At 70.1% G+C, this 19,433-nt stretch carries 15 protein-coding genes; 11 read left to right on the top strand and 4 right to left on the bottom strand.

Annotated elements, in window-relative coordinates; all coding sequences use genetic code 11:
• Positions 1–29 precede the first annotated feature (29 nt).
• A complete protein-coding gene (locus C4B68_RS27745; protein WP_099499104.1) occupies positions 30–1,016 on the top strand; it encodes an aldose epimerase family protein in 987 nt (328 codons plus the stop codon).
• A 276-nt stretch (positions 1,017–1,292) separates the two neighbouring features.
• Positions 1,293–2,582, top strand: a complete 1,290-nt coding sequence (locus tag C4B68_RS27740; RefSeq protein WP_099499105.1) for a pyroglutamyl-peptidase I — start codon at positions 1,293–1,295, stop codon at positions 2,580–2,582.
• Here the strand turns inward: C4B68_RS27740 and C4B68_RS27735 are convergent.
• Both C4B68_RS27735 and C4B68_RS27730 read right to left on the bottom strand, forming a co-directional pair.
• Positions 2,572–3,384, bottom strand: a complete 813-nt coding sequence (locus C4B68_RS27735; protein WP_099499106.1) for an EI24 domain-containing protein — start codon at positions 3,382–3,384, stop codon at positions 2,572–2,574. The two genes, C4B68_RS27740 and C4B68_RS27735, sit on opposite strands and share 11 nt — an antisense overlap.
• Before the next feature lie 149 nt (positions 3,385–3,533).
• Positions 3,534–3,968 (bottom strand): MarR family winged helix-turn-helix transcriptional regulator, encoded by a 435-nt coding sequence (locus C4B68_RS27730; protein WP_099499107.1) that lies wholly within the window; start codon positions 3,966–3,968, stop codon positions 3,534–3,536.
• Positions 3,969–4,068: 100 nt separating this feature from the next.
• Here C4B68_RS27730 and C4B68_RS27725 point away from each other — a divergent pair, with 100 nt between their 5' ends.
• On the top strand, positions 4,069–5,091 hold the full coding sequence (locus tag C4B68_RS27725) for an NADP-dependent oxidoreductase (RefSeq protein WP_099499108.1): 1,023 nt from the start codon (positions 4,069–4,071) through the stop codon (positions 5,089–5,091).
• 192 nt (positions 5,092–5,283) lie between these two features.
• On the opposite strand, the gene C4B68_RS27720 is transcribed toward C4B68_RS27725, so the two are convergent.
• A complete protein-coding gene (locus C4B68_RS27720) occupies positions 5,284–7,872 on the bottom strand; it encodes a M14 family zinc carboxypeptidase (RefSeq protein ID WP_099499109.1) in 2,589 nt (862 codons plus the stop codon).
• Positions 7,873–8,109: 237 nt separating this feature from the next.
• On the opposite strand from C4B68_RS27720, the gene C4B68_RS27715 reads away from it, so the two are divergent.
• Positions 8,110–9,009 (top strand): hypothetical protein, encoded by a 900-nt coding sequence (locus tag C4B68_RS27715; protein ID WP_099499110.1) that lies wholly within the window; start codon positions 8,110–8,112, stop codon positions 9,007–9,009.
• A 173-nt stretch (positions 9,010–9,182) separates the two neighbouring features.
• On the opposite strand, the gene C4B68_RS42115 is transcribed toward C4B68_RS27715, so the two are convergent.
• Positions 9,183–9,944: an SCO2400 family protein gene (locus C4B68_RS42115; RefSeq protein ID WP_167458947.1), complete on the bottom strand. Its 762-nt coding sequence runs from the start codon at positions 9,942–9,944 to the stop codon at positions 9,183–9,185.
• 265 nt (positions 9,945–10,209) lie between these two features.
• On the opposite strand from C4B68_RS42115, the gene C4B68_RS27695 reads away from it, so the two are divergent.
• From C4B68_RS27695 to C4B68_RS27665, 7 genes are all read left to right on the top strand, one after another.
• Positions 10,210–11,367 carry a mandelate racemase/muconate lactonizing enzyme family protein gene (locus C4B68_RS27695; RefSeq protein WP_099499111.1) on the top strand — a complete coding sequence of 386 codons (1,158 nt, stop codon included), beginning with the start codon at positions 10,210–10,212 and terminating at the stop codon, positions 11,365–11,367.
• 26 nt (positions 11,368–11,393) lie between these two features.
• Positions 11,394–12,398, top strand: a complete 1,005-nt coding sequence (locus tag C4B68_RS27690; protein WP_099499493.1) for a zinc-dependent alcohol dehydrogenase — start codon at positions 11,394–11,396, stop codon at positions 12,396–12,398.
• A gap of 119 nt (positions 12,399–12,517) precedes the next feature.
• Positions 12,518–13,483: a hypothetical protein gene (locus tag C4B68_RS27685; RefSeq protein ID WP_099499112.1), complete on the top strand. Its 966-nt coding sequence runs from the start codon at positions 12,518–12,520 to the stop codon at positions 13,481–13,483.
• 37 nt (positions 13,484–13,520) lie between these two features.
• Entirely contained in the window at positions 13,521–14,627 is a 1,107-nt protein-coding gene (gene chvE / locus C4B68_RS27680; protein WP_099499113.1) for a multiple monosaccharide ABC transporter substrate-binding protein, read from the top strand.
• A gap of 41 nt (positions 14,628–14,668) precedes the next feature.
• Positions 14,669–16,219 carry a multiple monosaccharide ABC transporter ATP-binding protein gene (mmsA, locus tag C4B68_RS27675; protein ID WP_099499114.1) on the top strand — a complete coding sequence of 517 codons (1,551 nt, stop codon included), beginning with the start codon at positions 14,669–14,671 and terminating at the stop codon, positions 16,217–16,219.
• Positions 16,216–17,463: a multiple monosaccharide ABC transporter permease gene (mmsB, locus tag C4B68_RS27670; protein WP_099499115.1), complete on the top strand. Its 1,248-nt coding sequence runs from the start codon at positions 16,216–16,218 to the stop codon at positions 17,461–17,463. The genes mmsA and mmsB overlap by 4 nt, the downstream gene beginning before the upstream one ends.
• A 210-nt stretch (positions 17,464–17,673) precedes the next feature.
• Positions 17,674–19,287 (top strand): pyridoxal phosphate-dependent aminotransferase, encoded by a 1,614-nt coding sequence (locus C4B68_RS27665; protein ID WP_099499116.1) that lies wholly within the window; start codon positions 17,674–17,676, stop codon positions 19,285–19,287.
• Positions 19,288–19,433: the final 146 nt, after the last annotated feature.

Below are 19,433 nucleotides of genomic sequence, written 5' to 3'. Positions count from 1 at the left end.
CCACAGATCTTTCGCCTACGCTTTCGATCATGCGCGCTGAACTCTTCGGCACCCTTCCCGACGGCACTCAGGTCCACCGCTGGACGCTGGAGCGTTCCGGCGTACGGGTGCGTGTGCTGACGTACGGCGGGATCGTGCAGTCGGTCGAGGTCCCGGACTGGGAGGGGCAGGCCGGCAACGCGGTGCTGGGGTTCGAGGACCTGGCGGGCTACCTCACGCATCCGGAGCCGTACTTCGGGGCGCTGGTCGGCCGGTACGCGAACCGAATCGCGCGCGGCCGCTTCCCGCTCGACGGGCTGACGTACCACCTCGCGCAGAACGACGGGACCAGCTCCCTGCACGGCGGCGAGTTCGGCTTCGACAAGCGCGTGTGGGACGCGGAGCCGGTCGAGCACGGGGTGCGGCTCACGCGGGTCAGCCCGCACGGCGAGGAGGGCTTCCCTGGCCGTCTGGAGGTGTCGGCGACCTACACCCTCGACGGGAACGGCGCGCTGCGGATGGCGTACGAGGCCGTCACCGACGAGCCGACCGTGGTGAACCTGACGAACCACACGTACTGGAACCTGAGCGGCTCCGGTAACGCGGGCGGCCACGAACTGCGGCTCGCCGCCTCCCGGTTCACACCGGTCGACGCGGATCTGATTCCCGCCGGGGAGCTCGCGGAGGTCGACGGCACGCGCTACGACTTCCGGGCGGCGGGGAAGGCCGGTTCCGGGTACGACCACAACTTCGTGCTCGACAAGGGCGTGACGGATGATGCCGTCGAGGTGGCCGAGCTGCACGATCCGGTGTCCGGGCGGGTCGTCACCGTGGCGACGACCGAGCCGGGCATCCAGCTGTACACCGGCGGCCACCTGAGCGCCCCCTTCGCTCCCGGCGACGGCATCGCACTGGAGACGCAGCACTTCCCCGACTCCCCGAACCGGCCGGAGTTCCCCAGCACGGTGCTGCGGCCGGGCGACGTGTACCGGTCGGAGACCGTGTACGGCCTCGCGGCACGTCAGAAGCTGTCCTGACGCCACGAGCCCCGGCCCAGGTGTCAGGGCCCGGACCGGGGCTGCTCGTGGGGAGACTCGTCCCGGGTCAGACGTTAATCGCCGCGGTGAGGCGGCGGTCCGTGATCGAGCGGCTCACGTGGATCTCGTACGAACCCTTCACAATCGGCCACGCCCGAGGGGAGCCGGCGGCGAAGGTCCCCCATGAGCCCCGCACCATGGCGCACATCACTCCCGTCACGCGATACTGCGGCCGTCGGCAGCACGCTCCCACGGCGACGGAAGGGCTGAACTCACTTGAATCCCCTACGTGTTCGGATCGGCGTACTCGGACTCGCGATGCTGGCGGGGCTGTCGGTGCCATCGACCGCGACCGCTGCCGAGGCGGCGCCCTCGGTGACCGTAGAGGAGCAGCGGCTCGACAAGGCGGCGCCCCAGGAGATCCTGCGGCGTTCCGGATTCAACACCGTGGCACCGGAGTTCGCGCGGGCGCTGGGCCGGGCCGAGTCGTACGCGCAGGCCCGGCGTGTGGTCGTACAGCAGGGGGCGCGGTTGTGGCGGCGGGCCGTCGACCGGGCGCAGGGGCGGGGTCCGGCGGAATATGAAAGGCGCGAAGCGCTTCCTTGGAAGGGTGGTGGCGGGCGACAGGCGGGCCTGAGCCGGGACGACGACCGGCCGCTGTACTGGGCGCGGCTGGGCATGACGCGTGAAGTACGCGCGTGGGAGCCGGAGTTCGGCCTCACGGACGCCCAGCGCGCAGGTCTGCTGGACGCCCTGGAGCGGAACTCGCGCGGTCAGAACGCCATCCGCTACCCGCACGCCAAGGGCGTGAAGCGGATCCTGGTCACCGGGTTTGACCCGTTCACGCTGGACCGCGACATCCGGATCTCCAACCCGTCCGGGGCCACCGCGCTCGCCCTCGACGGCACGACGATCCAGACCGCGGACGGTCCGGCCCGCGTCGAGACCGCCCTGTTCCCCGTCCGCTGGCAGGACTTCGCGGACAGCACGGTGGAGCGGACCGTGCAGTCGCACCTCCCGCACGTAGACCTGTTCACGACCGTCAGCCAGGGCCGCGTCGGCCGTTTCGACGTGGAGCGGACCAACGGGGCCTGGCGGGGCGGCTTCCCCGACAACCTGAACGTGTCCGAGACCGGAACCGTCCCGGTCACCGACCCGGCCTCGCAGCCTCAGTGGACGTCGACGACCCTCCCGTACGAGGAGATCGTGGCCGCGCAGACCGGCCGCTTCCCCGTGTACGACAACACGTCCGTGACCGAGATCCCGGCGGGCGGTACGGATCCGGTCGTACGGCCGGACGGACCGACCGCCGGGTCGACGGCCCGTGCCGGGGGCGGCGGCAACTACCTCTCCAACGAGATCGCCTACCGCGCGACGCTGCTGCGGGACCGGCTGGGCTTGCGCGAGGTGCTGCCGGGCGGGCATGTGCACACGCCGGTCCTGCAGTTCGGCACCGGCAACACGGACCCGGCGACCGGGACGGTCACCGATCCGGAGTTCGTGCGGAACCGGCTGGACATCATCGCGCAGGTGAGGGCGATTCTGGCGGTCGCGGTCAGGGGGTGACGCGCTGCTCGTCGGAGCCTATGGAGCCTTCGGGCTCTTCGGGGGCGTCCCCGGCGCTCACCTCGCCGAGGAGGTCGCGGGCCATGAGGGTGGCGCCCGCGACGGCTCCGGGCATCAGGAAGACCGCGACGAACGGAACCAGGAAGGCCAGGCCCAGGGGCGTACCGAAGCCCCAGACCAGCGTCTTGCGGGAGCGCAGCAGGGTGAGGCGTGCGCGGAGGTCGACACCGCGGCGCTGGAGGGCGACGGCGGTGAGTTCCTCGGTGAGGAAGAAGCCGGTGACGAAGAAGCCGATCACCGGGACGACCGTCTGCCCGACGACGGGGATGAAGCCGAGGCCGAAGAGCAGCACGCCCCAGAGCGCGGCCCTGACGAGGATCCGCAGGCTGTCCCGCCCCGAGATCCACAGTTCCCGCCAGAGCGGGAGCCCCGACTCAGGGGCCGTGCCGTCCGGGGAGACGTCACGGTCGACCTTCTCGGAGAGGTTCTCGTAGAAGGGCTGGCCGATGAGCAGGGTGACCGCGGTGAAGGTGAGGACGGCGAGGAGGAGGGCGAGGGCGAAGAGCACGGCCGTGAGGAAGCCGCGGAAGAGGCCCGGCCAGGGGCTGGACCAGTCGTCCGCGAACGGGGTCGCCCAGGTGGTGAAGTCCGCGCCGTACAGGGCCAGGGCGACGAGCGCCGCCGCGTACAGCACGAGCGTGACGAGCCCCGGCAGCAGCCCGAACCCGTACTGCTTCCCATGCCGGGCCACCCACCGCTGGCCTCGCACCAAGTAGCCGAATCCCACTCCAAGATCGCGCATGGGGGGAACTTTAGCGGGGCGCTTCGCTGGGCTGGGCTCAGGGGTTTTTCGCCCCTCCGCCCCTACCCGTCCCGTACCTGGGGGCTCCGCCCCCCAGACCCGCGTTTATCGTGCTTCGCGCTCGTCCTGAAACGCCGGACGGGCTGATTTCACGCCTCGAGCATCCGCAACAGCAGCCCCCGCAAAGCGAGTCGCTCCTCTTCCGACAGCCCCGCCAGCGGTTCGCGCGCGAAGCGCAGGGACTCGCGGAGGCTGCGGGCGACGCGGCGGCCCTGCTGCGTGGCCGCGGCGAGCTTGACGCGGCGGTCCGCCGGATCCGGGCGGCGTTCCACCAGGCCGCGTGCCTCCAGGCGGTCCACGATGCCGGTGACGTTGGACGGCTCGCACTTCAGATTCTGGGCCAGGCGCCGCATCGGCAGCGGTTCCAGGGAGAGCAGGCTCAGCAGGCGCGCCTGGGCGCCGGTCAGGGCGTGTTCCGCCGCCGCCTCCTCGTACTCCTCGTGGTAGCGGGCCACGACCGTGCCGATGAGGTCGACGACCTCCAGGGTGAGGGGGTCGATCCGGGGTGTCTTCTGGGTGGCCATGGCTTCCAGGCTAGCGCGTTACTTGACATCCTGAAATATTCGAGAGCATGGTTGTTTCAGGTACTGAAGTATTACCCGTAGCGAAGGAAAGGCGCCCGCCATGTCCGACACTCCCCAGCTTCCCGCCGTCAGCCGCGAATGGCACCTGGTCAGCCGCCCGGTCGGCTGGCCCAAGCCGGAGGACTTCGCCCTCGTCGAGGCCGAGGTCCGGCAGCCCGGGGAGGGCCAGGTCCTCGTGCGGAACGAGTACGTGTCCGTCGACCCGTACATGCGCGGCCGCATGAGCGCCGCCAAGTCGTACGCCGCCCCCTACGAGCTGGGCAAGGTCATGCAGGGCGGCGCGGTCGGCGAGGTCGTCGCCTCGAACGCCGAGGGGATCGAGGTCGGCGACCACCTCCTGCACTTCTTCGGCTGGCGCGAGTACGCCGTCCTGGACGCCCAGCACGCCGTGAAGGTCGACCCCGAGGCCGCGCCCCTGTCGACGTACCTCGGCGTCCTCGGCATGACCGGCCTCACCGCCTACGCCGGTCTCCTGCGCACCGCCTCCTTCAAGGAGGGCGACTCCGTCTTCGTGTCGGGTGCCGCCGGCGCCGTCGGCAGCCAGGTCGGCCAGATCGCCAAACTCAAGGGCGCCTCGCGCGTCATCGGCTCCGCCGGGTCCGACGAGAAGGTCAAGCTGCTCGTCGAGGAGTACGGCTTCGACGCCGCCTTCAACTACAAGGACGCGCCGGTGCGCGAGCAGCTGGGCAAGGCCGCTCCCGACGGCATCGACGTCTACTTCGACAACGTCGGCGGCGAACACCTGGAGGCCGCCATCGGCTCCCTGAACCGGGACGGCCGCATCGCCGTCTGCGGCATGATCTCCGTCTACAACGACACCGAGCCGACCCCCGGCCCGAGGAACCTGGCCCGCCTCATCCAGACCCGCGGCCGCATCGAGGGCTTCCTCGTCAGCGACCACTACGACCTGCAGCCGCAGTTCGTCCAGGAGGTCGGCCCCTGGGTCCGCTCGGGCGAGCTCAAGTACCGCGAGACGGTCGTCGAGGGCATCGAGAACAACCTGGAGGCGTTCTTCGGGGTCCTGCGCGGCGACAACATCGGGAAGATGATCGTCAAGCTCTGACACCGATCACGACTCGGCGGTCCACCGGCTGGCACGGGGACCGCCGAGTCGCTGGCGCTGGGAGCGTGCAGGACGCGCACGGGTACGGACGCCTGCGATGGCTGCCGTGACACTTTGCTGACGGCACTCGTTGCATACGGCAGGGGCCGCACCCTAGGACGTGGGGTGCGGCCTCCGCCGTTGCGCCCGGGATCAGGACACCGTCAGCAACGCCCGCCCCACCTGCGGGAACTCCCCCTTTGGATGGTCGCGGAAGAGCGGTTCCGTGCCGAACAGCACCGCGTGCGGGCCGCTGACCACCGCCGCCTGGCCGGCTGCCGCCGAGGGGCCGCCGGTGCCGTCGTTCCGCGGGCGCCAGTGGCCGGAGACGAGCGGATTGCCCGTCGCGTACCACTGCTCGACGCGGACGCCGGGCCCGAGATCGGTGAACCAGACGGGCGCGTACACGAAGCTGTGGTCGGGAGCGCCGGACGTGACGAGACCGCCCGAATTGACCACGCTCACCACGCCGTTGGCGTCCTCGTTGCCCTCCACCGGCTGTACCGCAAGCAGTCCGGTGGCGGTGTTGAGCGCGGCGCCCGTGGCTCCGCCTCCGACGAGACCGTGGTTGCCCAGGAAGGCGTCGAGGGCCGTCCGCGCGGCCGGGGTAAGGGCCGAGCGGTCCAGCCCCGACGACACGAACAGCACGTCCGCCGTGGACCAGTCGAAGCCCGCGTTGAGGATCGCCGTCGACACAGGGACCACGTCGAAGTTCATCTCGCGGAGGGCGAAGAGCTCGCCCGAGGTGACGGCGGCGGCGACGCGTACGCGATGCAGGACGGTCCCTCCGGAGGCCTTCGTCGCGTCGAAGGCGACGTCGTACGCGCGGGCGGCAGCGGCCGCCTTCGCGCGGGCCGAGGCGGGCACGAGCGCGCTGCCGTCGCGGTCCTGTCGTACCGAAACTCCCTGCTTCAGAAGGGAGTTGAGAGCCGCGATCTCCTGCGGGGTGTCGAGCCGCAGGCGGAGGTCGCCACGCGGGGCGACGTATCCGACGTGTGCGGCCTCGTCGACCGCGCGCAGCGGAGCGCCGGACAGGCCCCCGCCCCGTACGCGCTCGACCGTCGCGCCCCACAGGCGGCCCAGGCTCCAGCCCGAGATGTCGTACATCGTCGACACCTCGTCGCTGATGTCCCGGCCGTCCGCCAGCAGCACGTTCGCCAGGCCGCGTTTGGGCTGACGCAGGTCGACGACGTACGAGCCCTTCGCGTACGACCGTCCCGCGAGCCGGAAGTCGCCGGTCGCGCGGCTGACGCGTACGTCGTTGGCGAGGAGGTGGTCGACCAGGCGCGCGGCGGCGGTGGCGGAGCGCTGGGAGGCGCCCGCCGGGATGACGTACGCGCGCGGGAAGGCGGTCGTGTAGACGTCCTCGGGGCCGATGCCGGGGACGCCGGGGACCGTCTCGGCGGAGACCGGCACCTGGGCGGCGCCCGCCGCGCCGCGCCGGAAGACCTCGATCTGGTCGGCGATGAGGGATGCCCGGTGGGACTGGGCGAAGTCGAGGGTCGCGCGCATGGCCGCGCCCGCGACGTCGACGTTGATGGCCGAGCGGCGCCTGAGTTCCGCGACGGGCAGGCTGTCGTAGGCCGAGTTGTTCACCGTCAGCGGGATTTCGACGGTGTGCGCGGCGACCGTGCCGTGGAACGCCGCGTACTGGGGCGTGAAGATCGGCGGCCAGTCGTCCCAGCCCTCCTGCTGGTCCCGGAAGGGGATCTGGGCGGGTTCGACGCCGTCCTTCGCCGGCGTGTAGCCGAGGCCGTTGACGGCGGCCTCCATGCCGAGGGCGTTGGCGTAGGTGTTCTTGAGGAAGAGGTCGTACTCGTAGTTCTCGCCGTGCGGCGGGGTCGTCGGCTCGATGAGGGTGCCGTTGACGTAGCCGTGCAGGTCGAGCATGACGGCCGGCTGCTTGTCGATCTCGATCTCGCGCATCGCGCGCACCTCGGGCTGCGAGGCGGTGACGAAGTCGCGGTTCATGTCGAAGCCGTTGGCGTTGGCGCGGGTGCCCGCGATACGGCCGTCCGGGTTCGCGGTGATGTTGAAGTACAGCCGGTTGCGGGCGAGGAGGTCGGTGGTCTTCTTGTCCTTGGCCGTCGCGAGCCGCTCGATGAGGTCGAGGGCGGCGTCCGTGCCCTCCCACTCGTTGCCGTGGATGTTGTTGTTGAAGAAGACCGGGGTCTTGTAGGCCGCTTTGACGGCGGGGTCCTTCGCGGCCAACCGCGGTGCGTTCTCGATGAGTTCGCGCATACGGTCCTGGGCCCGGGCCTGGCGGGCGGTCTCCGGGGCGGTGACGGTGACGAGGTACAGCCGGTGACCGCCTGCGGAACGCCCCGCGATCTCCACGCTCACCCGGTCGCCCAGCTGTTGGAGGGCGTTCAGCTTCGGGGCGATGGCGTGGTACGGGGTGAGGCCGAGCTTGATGGACTTGTCGGCGGGGTTCTCCGGGTCGGGGGTGAGGACCTGTTCGCGGGGGTAGCCGCCGGTGCCTTTGTCTGTGTCTGTACTGCCGTCATCGGCGTCGGCGAGGTCCGTGACCGGGGCCGTGAGGGCGTTGCGGGCGGCGCTCGCGGGGGCGTTGGCGGCGCTGTCCGCGTCGGTGGATCGCTCACGGACCGGTGGTCGTTCGCGGTCCGCGGTGGCGGTGTGCGGGGCGAACAGGAGTGAGCCGCCGGCGGTGGCGGCGACGATGGCGATCAGGACGGGTCTCGGGAGAGGCTGGAGATGCTGGAGGAGCTTCGGTGAGCGCACGCGTCGTACCTCCGGGGCAAGCGGTTCCTGAGATCGGTACGGCGAGGTGTACCTGTTCGACTCTCCCGCAACAAGAGGGCGTTGCCGTCACGACAGACGTCATGGATAGCCCGTGGATGCCCCGGACGGCGCATCCCCGAGGGCCCGGAGCGGGCATGCTGGGTGCGACACCCGGCCTTGCTCCGGGCTGTCCCGCCGGACAGGTCCCGGCGGCGACGCGCGAGGCGAGGAGGGCCCATGTCCCCGATTCCGTCGCTCCCCAGCAGGGAGGACGTGCTGCGCATGGCGCGCAACACGACCGACATCACCGGCCAACTCCTCGACACGGCCGGGAACATCACCAGAATCGCCATCAACACCTTCGATCCCCGGGACGGGTCGGGAGCCGAGGCGCTGCGCGTCCTGCGTGAGACGACGGCCGAGCTGGCCGAGGCGAGCGCGTCGCCGCAGGCGCAGGAGGCGTTCTACCGGATCGTGGACACGCTGACCCGGCTCGGCACCAGCGGGGCGCCGCTCGCGGTGCATCCCGTGAGCGAACCCACGCAGGCGCTGCTCGCCGCGCTCGGCGACAGCCTGCTGCCCATCCTCGACGCCGTGGCACCCGCCGTGGAGGAGGCCGCCGTCGCGCTCGGCGAGCTGGTGGAGGCGGGCTCGCCCCTGCTGCCCGCGGCGGCGGGGGCCGCGGCGGGGGCGCTCCTTGCGCTGACTCCGGTGATACGGGCCGCCGCGGACGTCCTGCGCGACGGGTCACCCGAACTGCGGCGTATCGCCGATGCGTTGACCGCCGCGCTGGCTCCGCTGCTGCCGCTCCAGGCCGCCCTGGCGGAGCGGGCGACTGCCGCCGGGGCGGGGGTCGTGCGGGCCGGGCTTCCGCCGCTCGCCGATCTCACGGAGGCGGGGGCCGCCGCGATGAAGGCGGCCCGGCCGCTGCTCATCGCGACGGAGGAGCTGTTCGTGGCCGGCCTCGAACAGCTCCAGCCGCTGCTGCTGGCCTCCGCGTCCCGCGCGGGGCGCGTCGCCCGGGCCGCCGCGGTCCGCGTCTCGGCGGCGGTGTCGCCTGCGGCGGAGCGGGGGGTGGTGGTCGCGGTGACCCCGGTTTGGAGCTCTCTTATCGCCGAACTGTCGCGGCATCGTTGACGGAGACCTTTTCGGCTCCGATCCGCCGCATGTTCGGTTCCCCATGTGCTCAAGGGTGCCAGGGCGGCGTTGAGCGAGACGCCGTGCTCTGTCAGGGAGTACTCGACCTTGGGTGGCACCTCGCGGTACACCTCACGCGCCTGTCGCGCTGACGCGGAGGGGGCGAAAACCCTCTACGTGCACCACCACAAGAAGCGGTCGCACGTCTCCGAAGGCGTCGGATCCGGCGGCGGAGCGGTGGGCGTGGTGGCGGGAGGGGCGGACGTCTCGGGGGGCGGTGGGGCGGCGGGGGTCGAGGGTGCGCTGCGGGGAGGCGTTCCCGCGGTGGCCGACTGCTCGTCCTTGGACTTCTCGTCGTCCTTCTCGGAGGGCGACGCCGAGGGGGAGGCCGAGGGAGAGGCGGACTCGGACGCGTCGGGGGACGCGGAGGCCGAGGCGCCGCCGGATCCCGACGCGCTGCCCGACGGCGTCGCCGTCTCGTCGGCTTCCGGGGAGGCCGAGCTGGCCGAGTCGCCCTCGGCCGCCGCCGGCTTCGGGAGCAACCCCGGCCCGTCTATGCCGAGTTCGGCGAGGCTCAGCCCGCCCGCCGCCAGGACGAAGCCCGTGGCGATGAACAGGGTCCGACGGCGGCGACGGCGGTGCGCGGCGGCCTTGCGGTCACGTCTGCTCGCGACGCCCGGGCCGGCCTCGTCGGCCTCCAGGTCGTCGGGACCCTCGGCAACGCGCACGCGGCCCCGGTTCCGCCGCCGGGCGGCCCGTCCGGGTCGCTCGTCCGCGTCGTCGTCCTCGTACGACGCGTCGTCCGCGTCCGCGCCCGTTTGCGGGCGTACGTCGGTCTCCTCCGCATGCGCGCGGAGTTCTTCGGCTGGTGTGCCGCACCCCGGGCAGGCAAGGGCGCCGTTGAGGTGCCTTCGGCACGGGTGGCAGTAGTCCATGACGCCGGAAGACTAAGTTCCTCACAGGTAACGTTGATAGGCGCCGCTGTGAAAATTGTGTAGGGAACCGCGCGTTCCGGCGTGCCGAGTTGAGACATCCCCGTCAATCTCCCCCTCACCCCCGAGCCGCCCCCACCCATCGCGTCGAAACCGTTATGCGTTCGACCCATTGACACCCCTGGGGCCGCGTCCCTACTGTCACGCCAACATTTCGAACGTGTGACGAAATTTCGAACAAGGTCGAAGAGCACAAGGGGCAACTGCCGTGCGCATCACCGGAATCAGCACACACGTGGTCGGGACGCCTTGGCGGAACCTGACGTATGTCCAGGTGCACACCGACGAGGGCATCAGTGGAGTCGGCGAGACCCGGATGCTGGGTCGCACCGACGCGCTGATCGGCTATTTGCGGGAGGCGGAGGCCAACCACATTCTCGGCTCCGACCCGTTCGCCACGGAAGACCTCGTACGCCGGATGAAGTACGGCGACTACGGGCGGGCCGGCGAGATCGTCATGTCGGGGATCGCCGTCATCGAAATGGCGTGCTGGGACATCAAGGGGAAGGCGCTCGGCGTCCCCGTCTGGCAGCTGCTCGGCGGCAAGGTCACCGACAAGGTCAAGGCGTACGCCAATGGGTGGTACACCACGGAGCGGACCCCGGAGGCTTATCACAAGGCCGCCCAGGAGGTCGTCGCGCGGGGGTACAAGGCCCTCAAGATCGACCCCTTCGGCACCGGGCACTTCGAGCTCGACAACGATGCCACGCTCTACTCCGTCTCCCTCATCGAGGCCGTACGGGATGCGATCGGGCCCGATGCAGAGCTGATGCTGGAGATGCACGGGCGCTTCTCCCCCGCCACCGCCGTCCGGCTCGCCCGCGAGCTCGCGCCCTTCAAGCCCGCCTGGCTGGAGGAGCCGGTTCCGCCGGAGAATCTCAAGGCCCTGGAAAAGGTCGCGGCCAAGGTCGACATCCCGGTCGCCACCGGTGAGCGCATCCACGACCGGATCGAGTTCCGGGAGCTCTTCGAGAGCCAGGCCGCCGACATCATCCAGCCCGATGTCGGTCATATCGGGGGAATTTGGGAGACCAGGAAGCTGGCCGCCACCGCCGAGACCCACTACGTACTCGTCGCGCCGCACAACGTCGGCGGGCCCGTCCTCACCGCCGCCTCCCTCCAAGTCGGCTTCACCACCCCGAACTTCAAGATCCTGGAACACTTCAACGACTTCGCGGACGCGGAGATCAAGAAGGTCGTCAAGGGCGCCCCGCAGGTGGTCGACGGCTACTTCCACCTGTCCGACGCGCCCGGTCTCGGCGTCGAGCTGGACACCGATGCCGCGGCCGAATTCCCGCAGCAACAGGCGCGCTTCGACCTCTGGGCGGACGGCTGGGAGCAGCGCAAGCCGAAGGGGACACAGTGAGCACCGCCGCGGGGAGCACCGACGCCATAAGCACCGCGGTCGTCGTCGAGGCGCCGGGCGAGCACCGGCTGACCGCCCACGAGCCCCGGCAGCCGTCCGCCGGCGAGGCCCTGATACGCGTCCACGCCGTCGGCATCTGCGGCAGCGACCGCGAGGTGTACCAGGGCAACCGGCCCGACGGGTACGTCCGGTATCCGCTCACGCCCGGTCACGAGTGGTCCGGGACCGTGGAGAGGGTCGGCGCGGGAGTGCCGCACAACCTCGTCGGGCGCAAGGTCGTCGGCGAGGGCTTCCGCAACTGCCAGGTCTGCGACCGCTGTCACGCGGGTGAGACCACGCTGTGCACGGCGGGGTACGAGGAGACCGGCTTCACCCAGCCGGGCGCGATGGCCGCCACGCTGACGCTCCCGGCCCGGCTGCTCCATGTCCTGCCGGACGATGCCGACTTGACTGCTGCCGCCCTGCTGGAGCCCGCCGCCTGTATCGCCGCCGCCGCCCTCAAGGCGGACGCCCGGCCCGGCGAGCGGGTCGCGGTGGTGGGGACGGGGACGCTCGGGATGTTCGCCGTGCAGTTCCTCGCCGCGGGTTCTCCGGGCGAACTGCTGGTGGTCGGTACGCGCCCGGACCGGGCGGAGCTGTCCAGGGCCTTCGGGGCCACCGACTTCCGTACGCGGGACGAGAAGCTCCCCGACGACATCGATGTCGTCATCGAGACCGCGGGGTCCGCGTCCGCCGCGCGCACCTCCGCCTCCCTGCTCAGGCGCGGCGGACGTCTGGTCCTCACGGGGATCCCGGCGCCGGGCGCCGAGGGACTCGACCCCACCGATCTCGTCGTACGGCAGCTGGAGGTGCACACCGTGTTCGGGGCGCCGCCCAAGGCCTGGGCGCACACGGTGCGGGTCTTCGGCACGGGGTTGCTGAACCCGTTGCCGCTGGTCACGCATGAGCTGCCGCTGGCCGAGTTCCCGCAGGCCATCGAGTTGGCGGGATCCGGTGATCCCAAGGTCGGAAAGGTCCTGATGAGGCCCTGACACCGCAGGCCGTGCGCCGGTACGGGGTCATCTGACGAGCCCCGTACCGGCGTACCCCCCAGCTACCGCACACCCAAGTCGCAACCCCCGTCCGAAATACCGAACGTGAAGGACAGCTTGTGACCGACGCCTCCGTTACGGCAGCCCGTCGACCCGGTGAGCAGGCGCTCGCCGCGCTCGGCCTGGGCGCGCCCGCCCTCTCCCCCGCCGACGCCTCGCCCCACACCTTCCCGGGAGGCGGCCGCTGGCGCACCGAGGTCCCGTCCGTCGAGGGGCCCGAAGCCCTGGCCGTGGTCCTCAAGGAGTCCTCGCGGCTCGATGTGCCGATCCACCGGATCAGCCAGGGCAGCGGTGTCTGGATGCTGACCGACGCCGAGATCACCGAGATGGTCGAGGCCACCGGTGAGCGCGGCATCGAGCTGTGCCTGTTCACCGGTCCGCGCGGCACCTGGGACATCGGTGCCTCCGTACGCACCGATTCGCGCGGCGGCGGGCTGCGTGCCCGGGGCCACGACGCGGTCGCCGGATGCGTCGAAGACGCCGTCCGGGCCACCGAGTTGGGCGTCAGGTGCCTGCTGGTCGCCGACGAGGGCGTGCTGTGGACGCTGCACCGGGCGCGTGAGGCCGGGATCATCCCGGCCGACACGACGCTCAAGGTCTCGGCGCTGATCGGCCCGGTCAACCCGGCCTCGTACGCCGTGTACGAGCACCTCGGTGCCGACTCCGTCAATGTGCCGAGTGATCTGACGCTTGATCATCTCACCGAGATCCGGCGGGTTTCCGCCGCTCCCATGGACCTTTACATCGAGGCGCCCGACGACCTCGGCGGGTACGTGCGGATGTACGAGGTCGCCGAGCTGATCCGGCGCGGCGCACCGCTCTATCTGAAGTTCGGCCTGTCCAAGGCCCCCGGGATCTACCCGTACGGCACCCATCTGCGGGACCTGACCCTGAACACCGCCCGGGAGCGGGTGCGGCGCGGCCGCCTCGCCCTGGACCTGCTCGCCCGGCACGGTGCGGACGGCGACATGGCGCCGCTCGGCTCCCGGCTGCCCGGACCGCTCCACCGCTTTCCCACGCTGTGACACCTCACCACAACGAGAAGAACAGGGACTGATCACCATGCGCAACCGCAGAGCCGCCCTCGCCGCGATGGCCACAGCCGCCTCCCTCGCCCTCACGCTGTCCGCGTGCGGCCAGAGCGGTGAGGGCGGCAGCAAGGAGGACAAGGGCGACGCCAAGGGCGGCACCATCGGCATCGCGATGCCGACCAAGTCCTCCGAGCGCTGGATCGCCGACGGCAAGAACGTGGTCAAGGACCTGGAGTCCAAGGGCTACAAGACCAAGCTGGTCTACGGCGAGGACGACCCCGACCAGCAGGTCTCGCAGATCGAGAACCTGATCACGCAGGACGTGAAGGCCCTGATCGTCGCCGCGATCGACAACAAGTCGCTGAACAACGTCCTCCAGCAGGCCAAGGACGCCGGCATCCCGGTCATCGCCTACGACCGTCTGATCCTCGGCACGCCGAACGTCGACTACTACGCGTCCTTCGACAACACCAAGGTCGGCGAGCTCCAGGCCACCTACATCGTTGACAAGCTGGGCCTGAAGGACGGCAAGGGCCCGTTCAACATCGAGCTGTTCGCCGGTTCCAACGACGACAACAACACCAAGTACTTCTTCAACGGCGCGATGAGCGTCCTGAAGCCGTACATCGACAGCAAGAAGCTGGTCGTCAAGTCCGGCCAGACCGCGCTCAACCAGGTCACCACCCTGCGCTGGGACGGCGCCACCGCCCAGCGGCGCATGGACGACATCCTCACCAAGTCGTACAAGAGCGGCAAGGTCGACGCGGTGCTCTCGCCGTACGACGGCATCTCCATCGGCATCCTGTCGGCGCTGAAGTCGGACAACTACGGCTCCGGGAGCAAGCCGCTGCCCGTCGTCAGCGGCCAGGACGCCGAGCTGGCCTCGGTGAAGTCGATCATCGCGGACGAGCAGACGATGACCGTCTACAAGGACACCCGCGAGCTGGCCAAGGTCGCCTCGAACATGGTCGACGCCGTCCTCGGCGACAAGAAGCCCGAGGTCAACGACGAGAAGACGTACGACAACGGCTCGAAGGTCGTCCCGGCCTATCTGCTGCAGCCGGTGAGCGTCGACAAGAGCAACTACCAGCAGGTGCTGGTCGACGGCGGTTACTACACCGAGTCCGACCTCAAGTAATCCGTCGCCCCCCTGACAAGCACAGATTGGAAGGCACGACCATGGCGGGACCCGTCCTGGACATGCGCTCGATCGTCAAGACCTTTCCCGGTGTCACAGCGCTGTCGGACGTCACACTGACCGTCCGCCAGGGCGAGGTCCACGCCATCTGCGGGGAGAACGGCGCCGGGAAGTCCACCTTGATGAAGGTGCTCTCCGGCGTCCATCCGCACGGCACGTACGAGGGCGAGATCCTCTTCGGGGGAGAGGTCTGCCGCTTCAAGGACATCCGGGCGAGTGAGCACCACGGCATCGTCATCATCCACCAGGAGCTGGCGCTGGTGCCGTTCCTCTCCCTCGCCGAGAACATCTTCCTCGGCAACGAACACGCCACGCGCGGGTTCATCAACTGGAACGACACCCTCAGGCACGCCACCGAACTGCTGCGCCGGGTGGGTCTCGACGACCACCCGGAGACCCGCGTCGCCGACATCGGCGTGGGCAAGCAGCAGCTCGTGGAGATCGCGAAGGCGCTGTCGAAGAAGGTGAAGCTGCTCATCCTGGACGAGCCGACCGCGGCCCTGAACGACGAGGACAGCGGCAAACTCCTCGACCTGATCCTGGAGTTGAAGGAACAGGGCATCACCTCGATCATCATCTCCCACAAGCTGAACGAGATCCGCCGGGTCGCCGACTCGGTGACGATCCTGCGCGACGGGCGGTCCATCGAGACCCTCGACGTGAAGGCCCCGGAGACCACCGAGGACCGGATCATCAGCGGCATGGTCGGCCGCGACCTCGACCACCGTTTCCCCGAGCGCACCGCGTACGACGGCGAGGTGGGCGCGGCCGCCGCCCTGGAGATCCGCAACTGGACGGTCCACCACCCGATCGACCAGCAGCGGAAGGTCGTCGACGACGTGTCGCTGCACGTACGGCGCGGGGAGATCGTCGGTGTCGCGGGACTGATGGGCGCGGGGCGCACCGAGCTCGCGATGAGCGTCTTCGGGCGGACGTACGGCCGCTACGGGGGCGGCACGGTCCTCAAGGACGGAACGGAGATCCGTACGAAGACCGTCGCGGAGGCGGTCGGACACGGCATCGCGTACGTCACCGAGGACCGCAAGCGCTACGGCCTCAACCTCATCGACACCATCAACCGCAACATCTCGCTGACCGCCCTGAACAAGGTCGCCAAGCGAGGTGTGGTGGACGAGCACGAGGAGCGGCAGGTCGCCGAGCGCTTCCGCACGTCCATGAACATCAAGGCGCCGACCGTCTTCGAGCCGGTGGGCAAGCTGTCCGGCGGCAACCAGCAGAAGGTCGTCCTCAGCAAGTGGATCTTCGCGGGGCCCGACGTGCTGATCCTGGACGAGCCCACGCGCGGCATCGACGTCGGCGCCAAGTACGAGATCTACACGGTCATCGACCAGCTGGCCGCCCAGGGCAAGGCGGTCGTCTTCATCTCCTCCGAGCTGCCCGAACTGCTCGGCATGTGCGACCGCATCTACACCATGGCCGCCGGGCGGCTCACGGGCGAGGTCCCGCGCGCCGAGGCCACGCAGGAAGTGCTGATGCGCCAGATGACGAAGGACAAAGAGGTAACGCGATGAGCACGGATGTGACCGCCCCGAGCCCGGCGCCCGCGCCGCCCGGGAAGAGCGGGGGACCGGCCGCGGGCACCGGCCTGCTGCGGCTGATGCTGGACGGCATGCGCCGCAACATGCGGCAGTACGGCATGCTGCTCGCGCTCGGCCTGATCGTGGCCCTGTTCGCGGTGTGGACCGGCGGCGACCTGCTGCTGCCGCGCAACGTCTCCAACCTGGTGCTGCAGAACAGCTACATCCTGATCCTCGCGATCGGCATGATGCTGGTGATCATCGCGGGCCATATCGATCTGTCGGTCGGCTCGCTGACGGCGTTCGTGGGCGCGACGGCGGCCGTGCTGACGGTGCAGAACGATGTGTCGTGGCCGGTCGCCGTGGTGCTGTGCCTGCTGGTGGGCGCGGTGGCGGGCGCGGCGCAGGGATTCCTGATCGCGTATCTCGGCATACCGTCGTTCATCGTCACCCTCGCCGGGATGCTGCTGTTCCGGGGCCTGACGGAGATCCTCCTGGAGGGCCAGACCCTCGGCCCGTTCCCGGACGGGCTGCAGAAGATGGGCAACGGCTTCCTGCCGGAGGCCGGCCCGAACACCAACTACCACAACCTCACGCTGCTGCTGGGCCTCGTCCTGATCGCCTTCGTGGTCATTCAGGAGGTCCGCGACCGCAGGCGCCAGCAGGAGTTCTCGCTGGACGTGCTGCCGAGGAACGTCTTCCTGCTCAAGCTCGTCTCCATCGTCGCCGCGGTCCTCGTCGTCACGCTGCTGCTCGCCAGCTACAAGGGCACCCCGATCGTGCTGCTGATCCTCGGCGTGCTGGTGGTCGGGTACGGCTACGTCATGCGCAACTCCGTGTTCGGCCGCCACATCTACGCGATCGGCGGCAACCTGCCGGCGGCGAAGCTGTCCGGCGTCAAGGACAAGAAGGTCACGTTCTACGTCTTCCTGAACATGGGCGCGCTCGCGGCCCTGGCGGGCCTGGCGATCGCGGCCCGCCTCAACGCGGCGTCGCCCAAGGCGGGACTGAACTACGAACTCGAGGCGATCGCCTCGGCGTTCATCGGCGGCGCGTCCATGAGCGGTGGTGTCGGTACCGTCCTCGGCGCGATCATCGGCGGTCTGGTCCTCGGCGTGCTGAACAACGGCATGAACCTCCTCAGCGTCGGCACCGACTGGCAGCAGGTCATCAAGGGCATGGCCCTGCTGGCCGCGGTCGGCTTCGACGTGTGGAACAAGCGCAAGTCCGGTTCGTAAGCCTGGCCCGGGCCCCGCCGTACGTACGGCGGGGCCCGTCCTGCGTGACCGGCCCCTCACGGCCTGTTCACAGCTTCCGCACGAATACGCATTCGTTGAACAGCGCCACGTTCGTATCCGTACAGGAGGTCGGCCCGTGCTCCCCCGCGCGGGCCACCCAAAGACGGAGGGCCCGTCCACCCCAACAGGCCCGCACCATACGGAGGTTCCATGGCCGGCAACGTCACCTCGCTCTTTCGCGGAACCGCGGCGCACAGCCCGTCGATGGCCGCGCTGGCGCGGGAAAGTGACGGGGCCGGTCCGGTGGACTTCTGCATCCCGTGCAACCCGTACTTCCCCACGCCCACGATGTTCGACGAACTGGCGGGCCGGCTGCGCGAGATCATCACGTACTACCCGAGCAGCGCCGAGACCATCACGGCCGAACTGTGCTCGCTGCTCCAACTCCCGCCGCAGTGCGTCGCGATGGGCAACGGCTCCACCGAACTCATCACCTGGATCGACCATTTGCTGGTCCGGGAGTCCCTCGCGATCCCCGTCCCCACCTTCGGCCGCTGGACCGACCAGCCGATGGAAACCGGCAAGCGGGTCGACATGTTCCCGCTCCAGGAGTCCTCCGGATTCACCCTCGACCTCGCCCAGTACGCCGAGTTCATCCGCGCCCGCGGCAGCCGGGTCGCCGTCATCTGCAACCCGAACAACCCGGACGGCGGCTTCCTCCCCCGCCAGTCCGTCATCCAGTTCATGGACGCGATGGCGGACCTGGACCTGATCGTCATCGACGAGTCGTTCCTGGAGTTCGCCGACGCGGAGTCCGAGCCGAGCGTGGTCGAGGACGCGGTGATGCGGCCCAACGTCATCGTGCTGCGCAGCCTCGGCAAGAACTTCGGACTGCACGGCATCCGCTTCGGCTACCTCGTCGCCAACCCGGCCCTCGCGGGCAAAGTCCGCTCGATGCTGCCGAAGTGGAACCTCAACTCCTTCGCGGAGACCGTGGTGTTCATGCTCAAGGAGCACGGCGCGGAATACCTGGAGAGCCTGCACATGGTCCGCCGCGACCGGCTCGACATGGCCCGCCAGCTCTCCGCCCTGCCCGGTCTGACGGTCTACCCGTCGCAGGGCAACTTCCTCTTCGTGCGCCTCCCCGTGGGCGCCGAAGGCACCGTGGTCCGGGACCGGCTGCTCACCGAGCACCGGATCCTGGTCCGCGAGTGCGGCAACAAGATCGGTTCGTCCAGCCGCTTCCTGAGACTCGTGGTGCGCCCCCAGGTGGATGTGCGACGCCTGGTGTCCGGCCTGGAACAGGTGCTCTACGGGACCAGGAGGGGAGCCGCCGTGCCCGAGCTGGGCAACGGGACCAGCTACAGCTCGGGTACGGCGGCGGTGGACCGCCTGGTCAGCGCCACCAACGGGGCGGGCATGCAGGGGCTGACCGGGCAGGTGGGCGCGTGGCCGGCGGCGCCTTCTCCGGCACAGGCACCGGCGCAGATCCCCGCACAGATCCCCGCACAGATCCCCGCACAGATCCCCGCACAGATCCCGGCACCGAGCTTCCCGGCCCCGCAGCCGCCGCCCCAGCCGCAGCCGCAGCCCATCGCCTGGCCGGCGCCGGCCGCCGCGCAGGCTCCCGGAGCGATGCCGGGCCTGGCTCCGGCCCCGGCTCCCGCGCCGGCTCCCGCGCCGGCCGCCGCTTCCCTGGGCGCCCAGGGAGGCCTGACCGCCGCCCAGGTCCGCGGCCGGACCCAGCCGGAACCGCCGCCCCAGCCCCAGCAGGCGACCGGGTGGCCGGCCGTGGGGGCCATGCTGTACAACCGGGCGGGCTGACGACCGGGGCGCCGGGGCCGTCCGGGCGCCCGTACCGCGCCAACCGCCCATACGGCGTCATCCGCCCGTACCGCGTAATCCGCCCGCGCCGTGATCCTCATATGACCAGGGTGGGACGCCCCGCTGTGGACAATGGCCGCACCCCC

Source organism: Streptomyces dengpaensis (assembly GCF_002946835.1).
Classification (GTDB): Bacteria; Actinomycetota; Actinomycetes; order Streptomycetales; family Streptomycetaceae; genus Streptomyces; species Streptomyces dengpaensis.
This window is presented reverse-complemented; position numbering and strand designations above follow the sequence as displayed.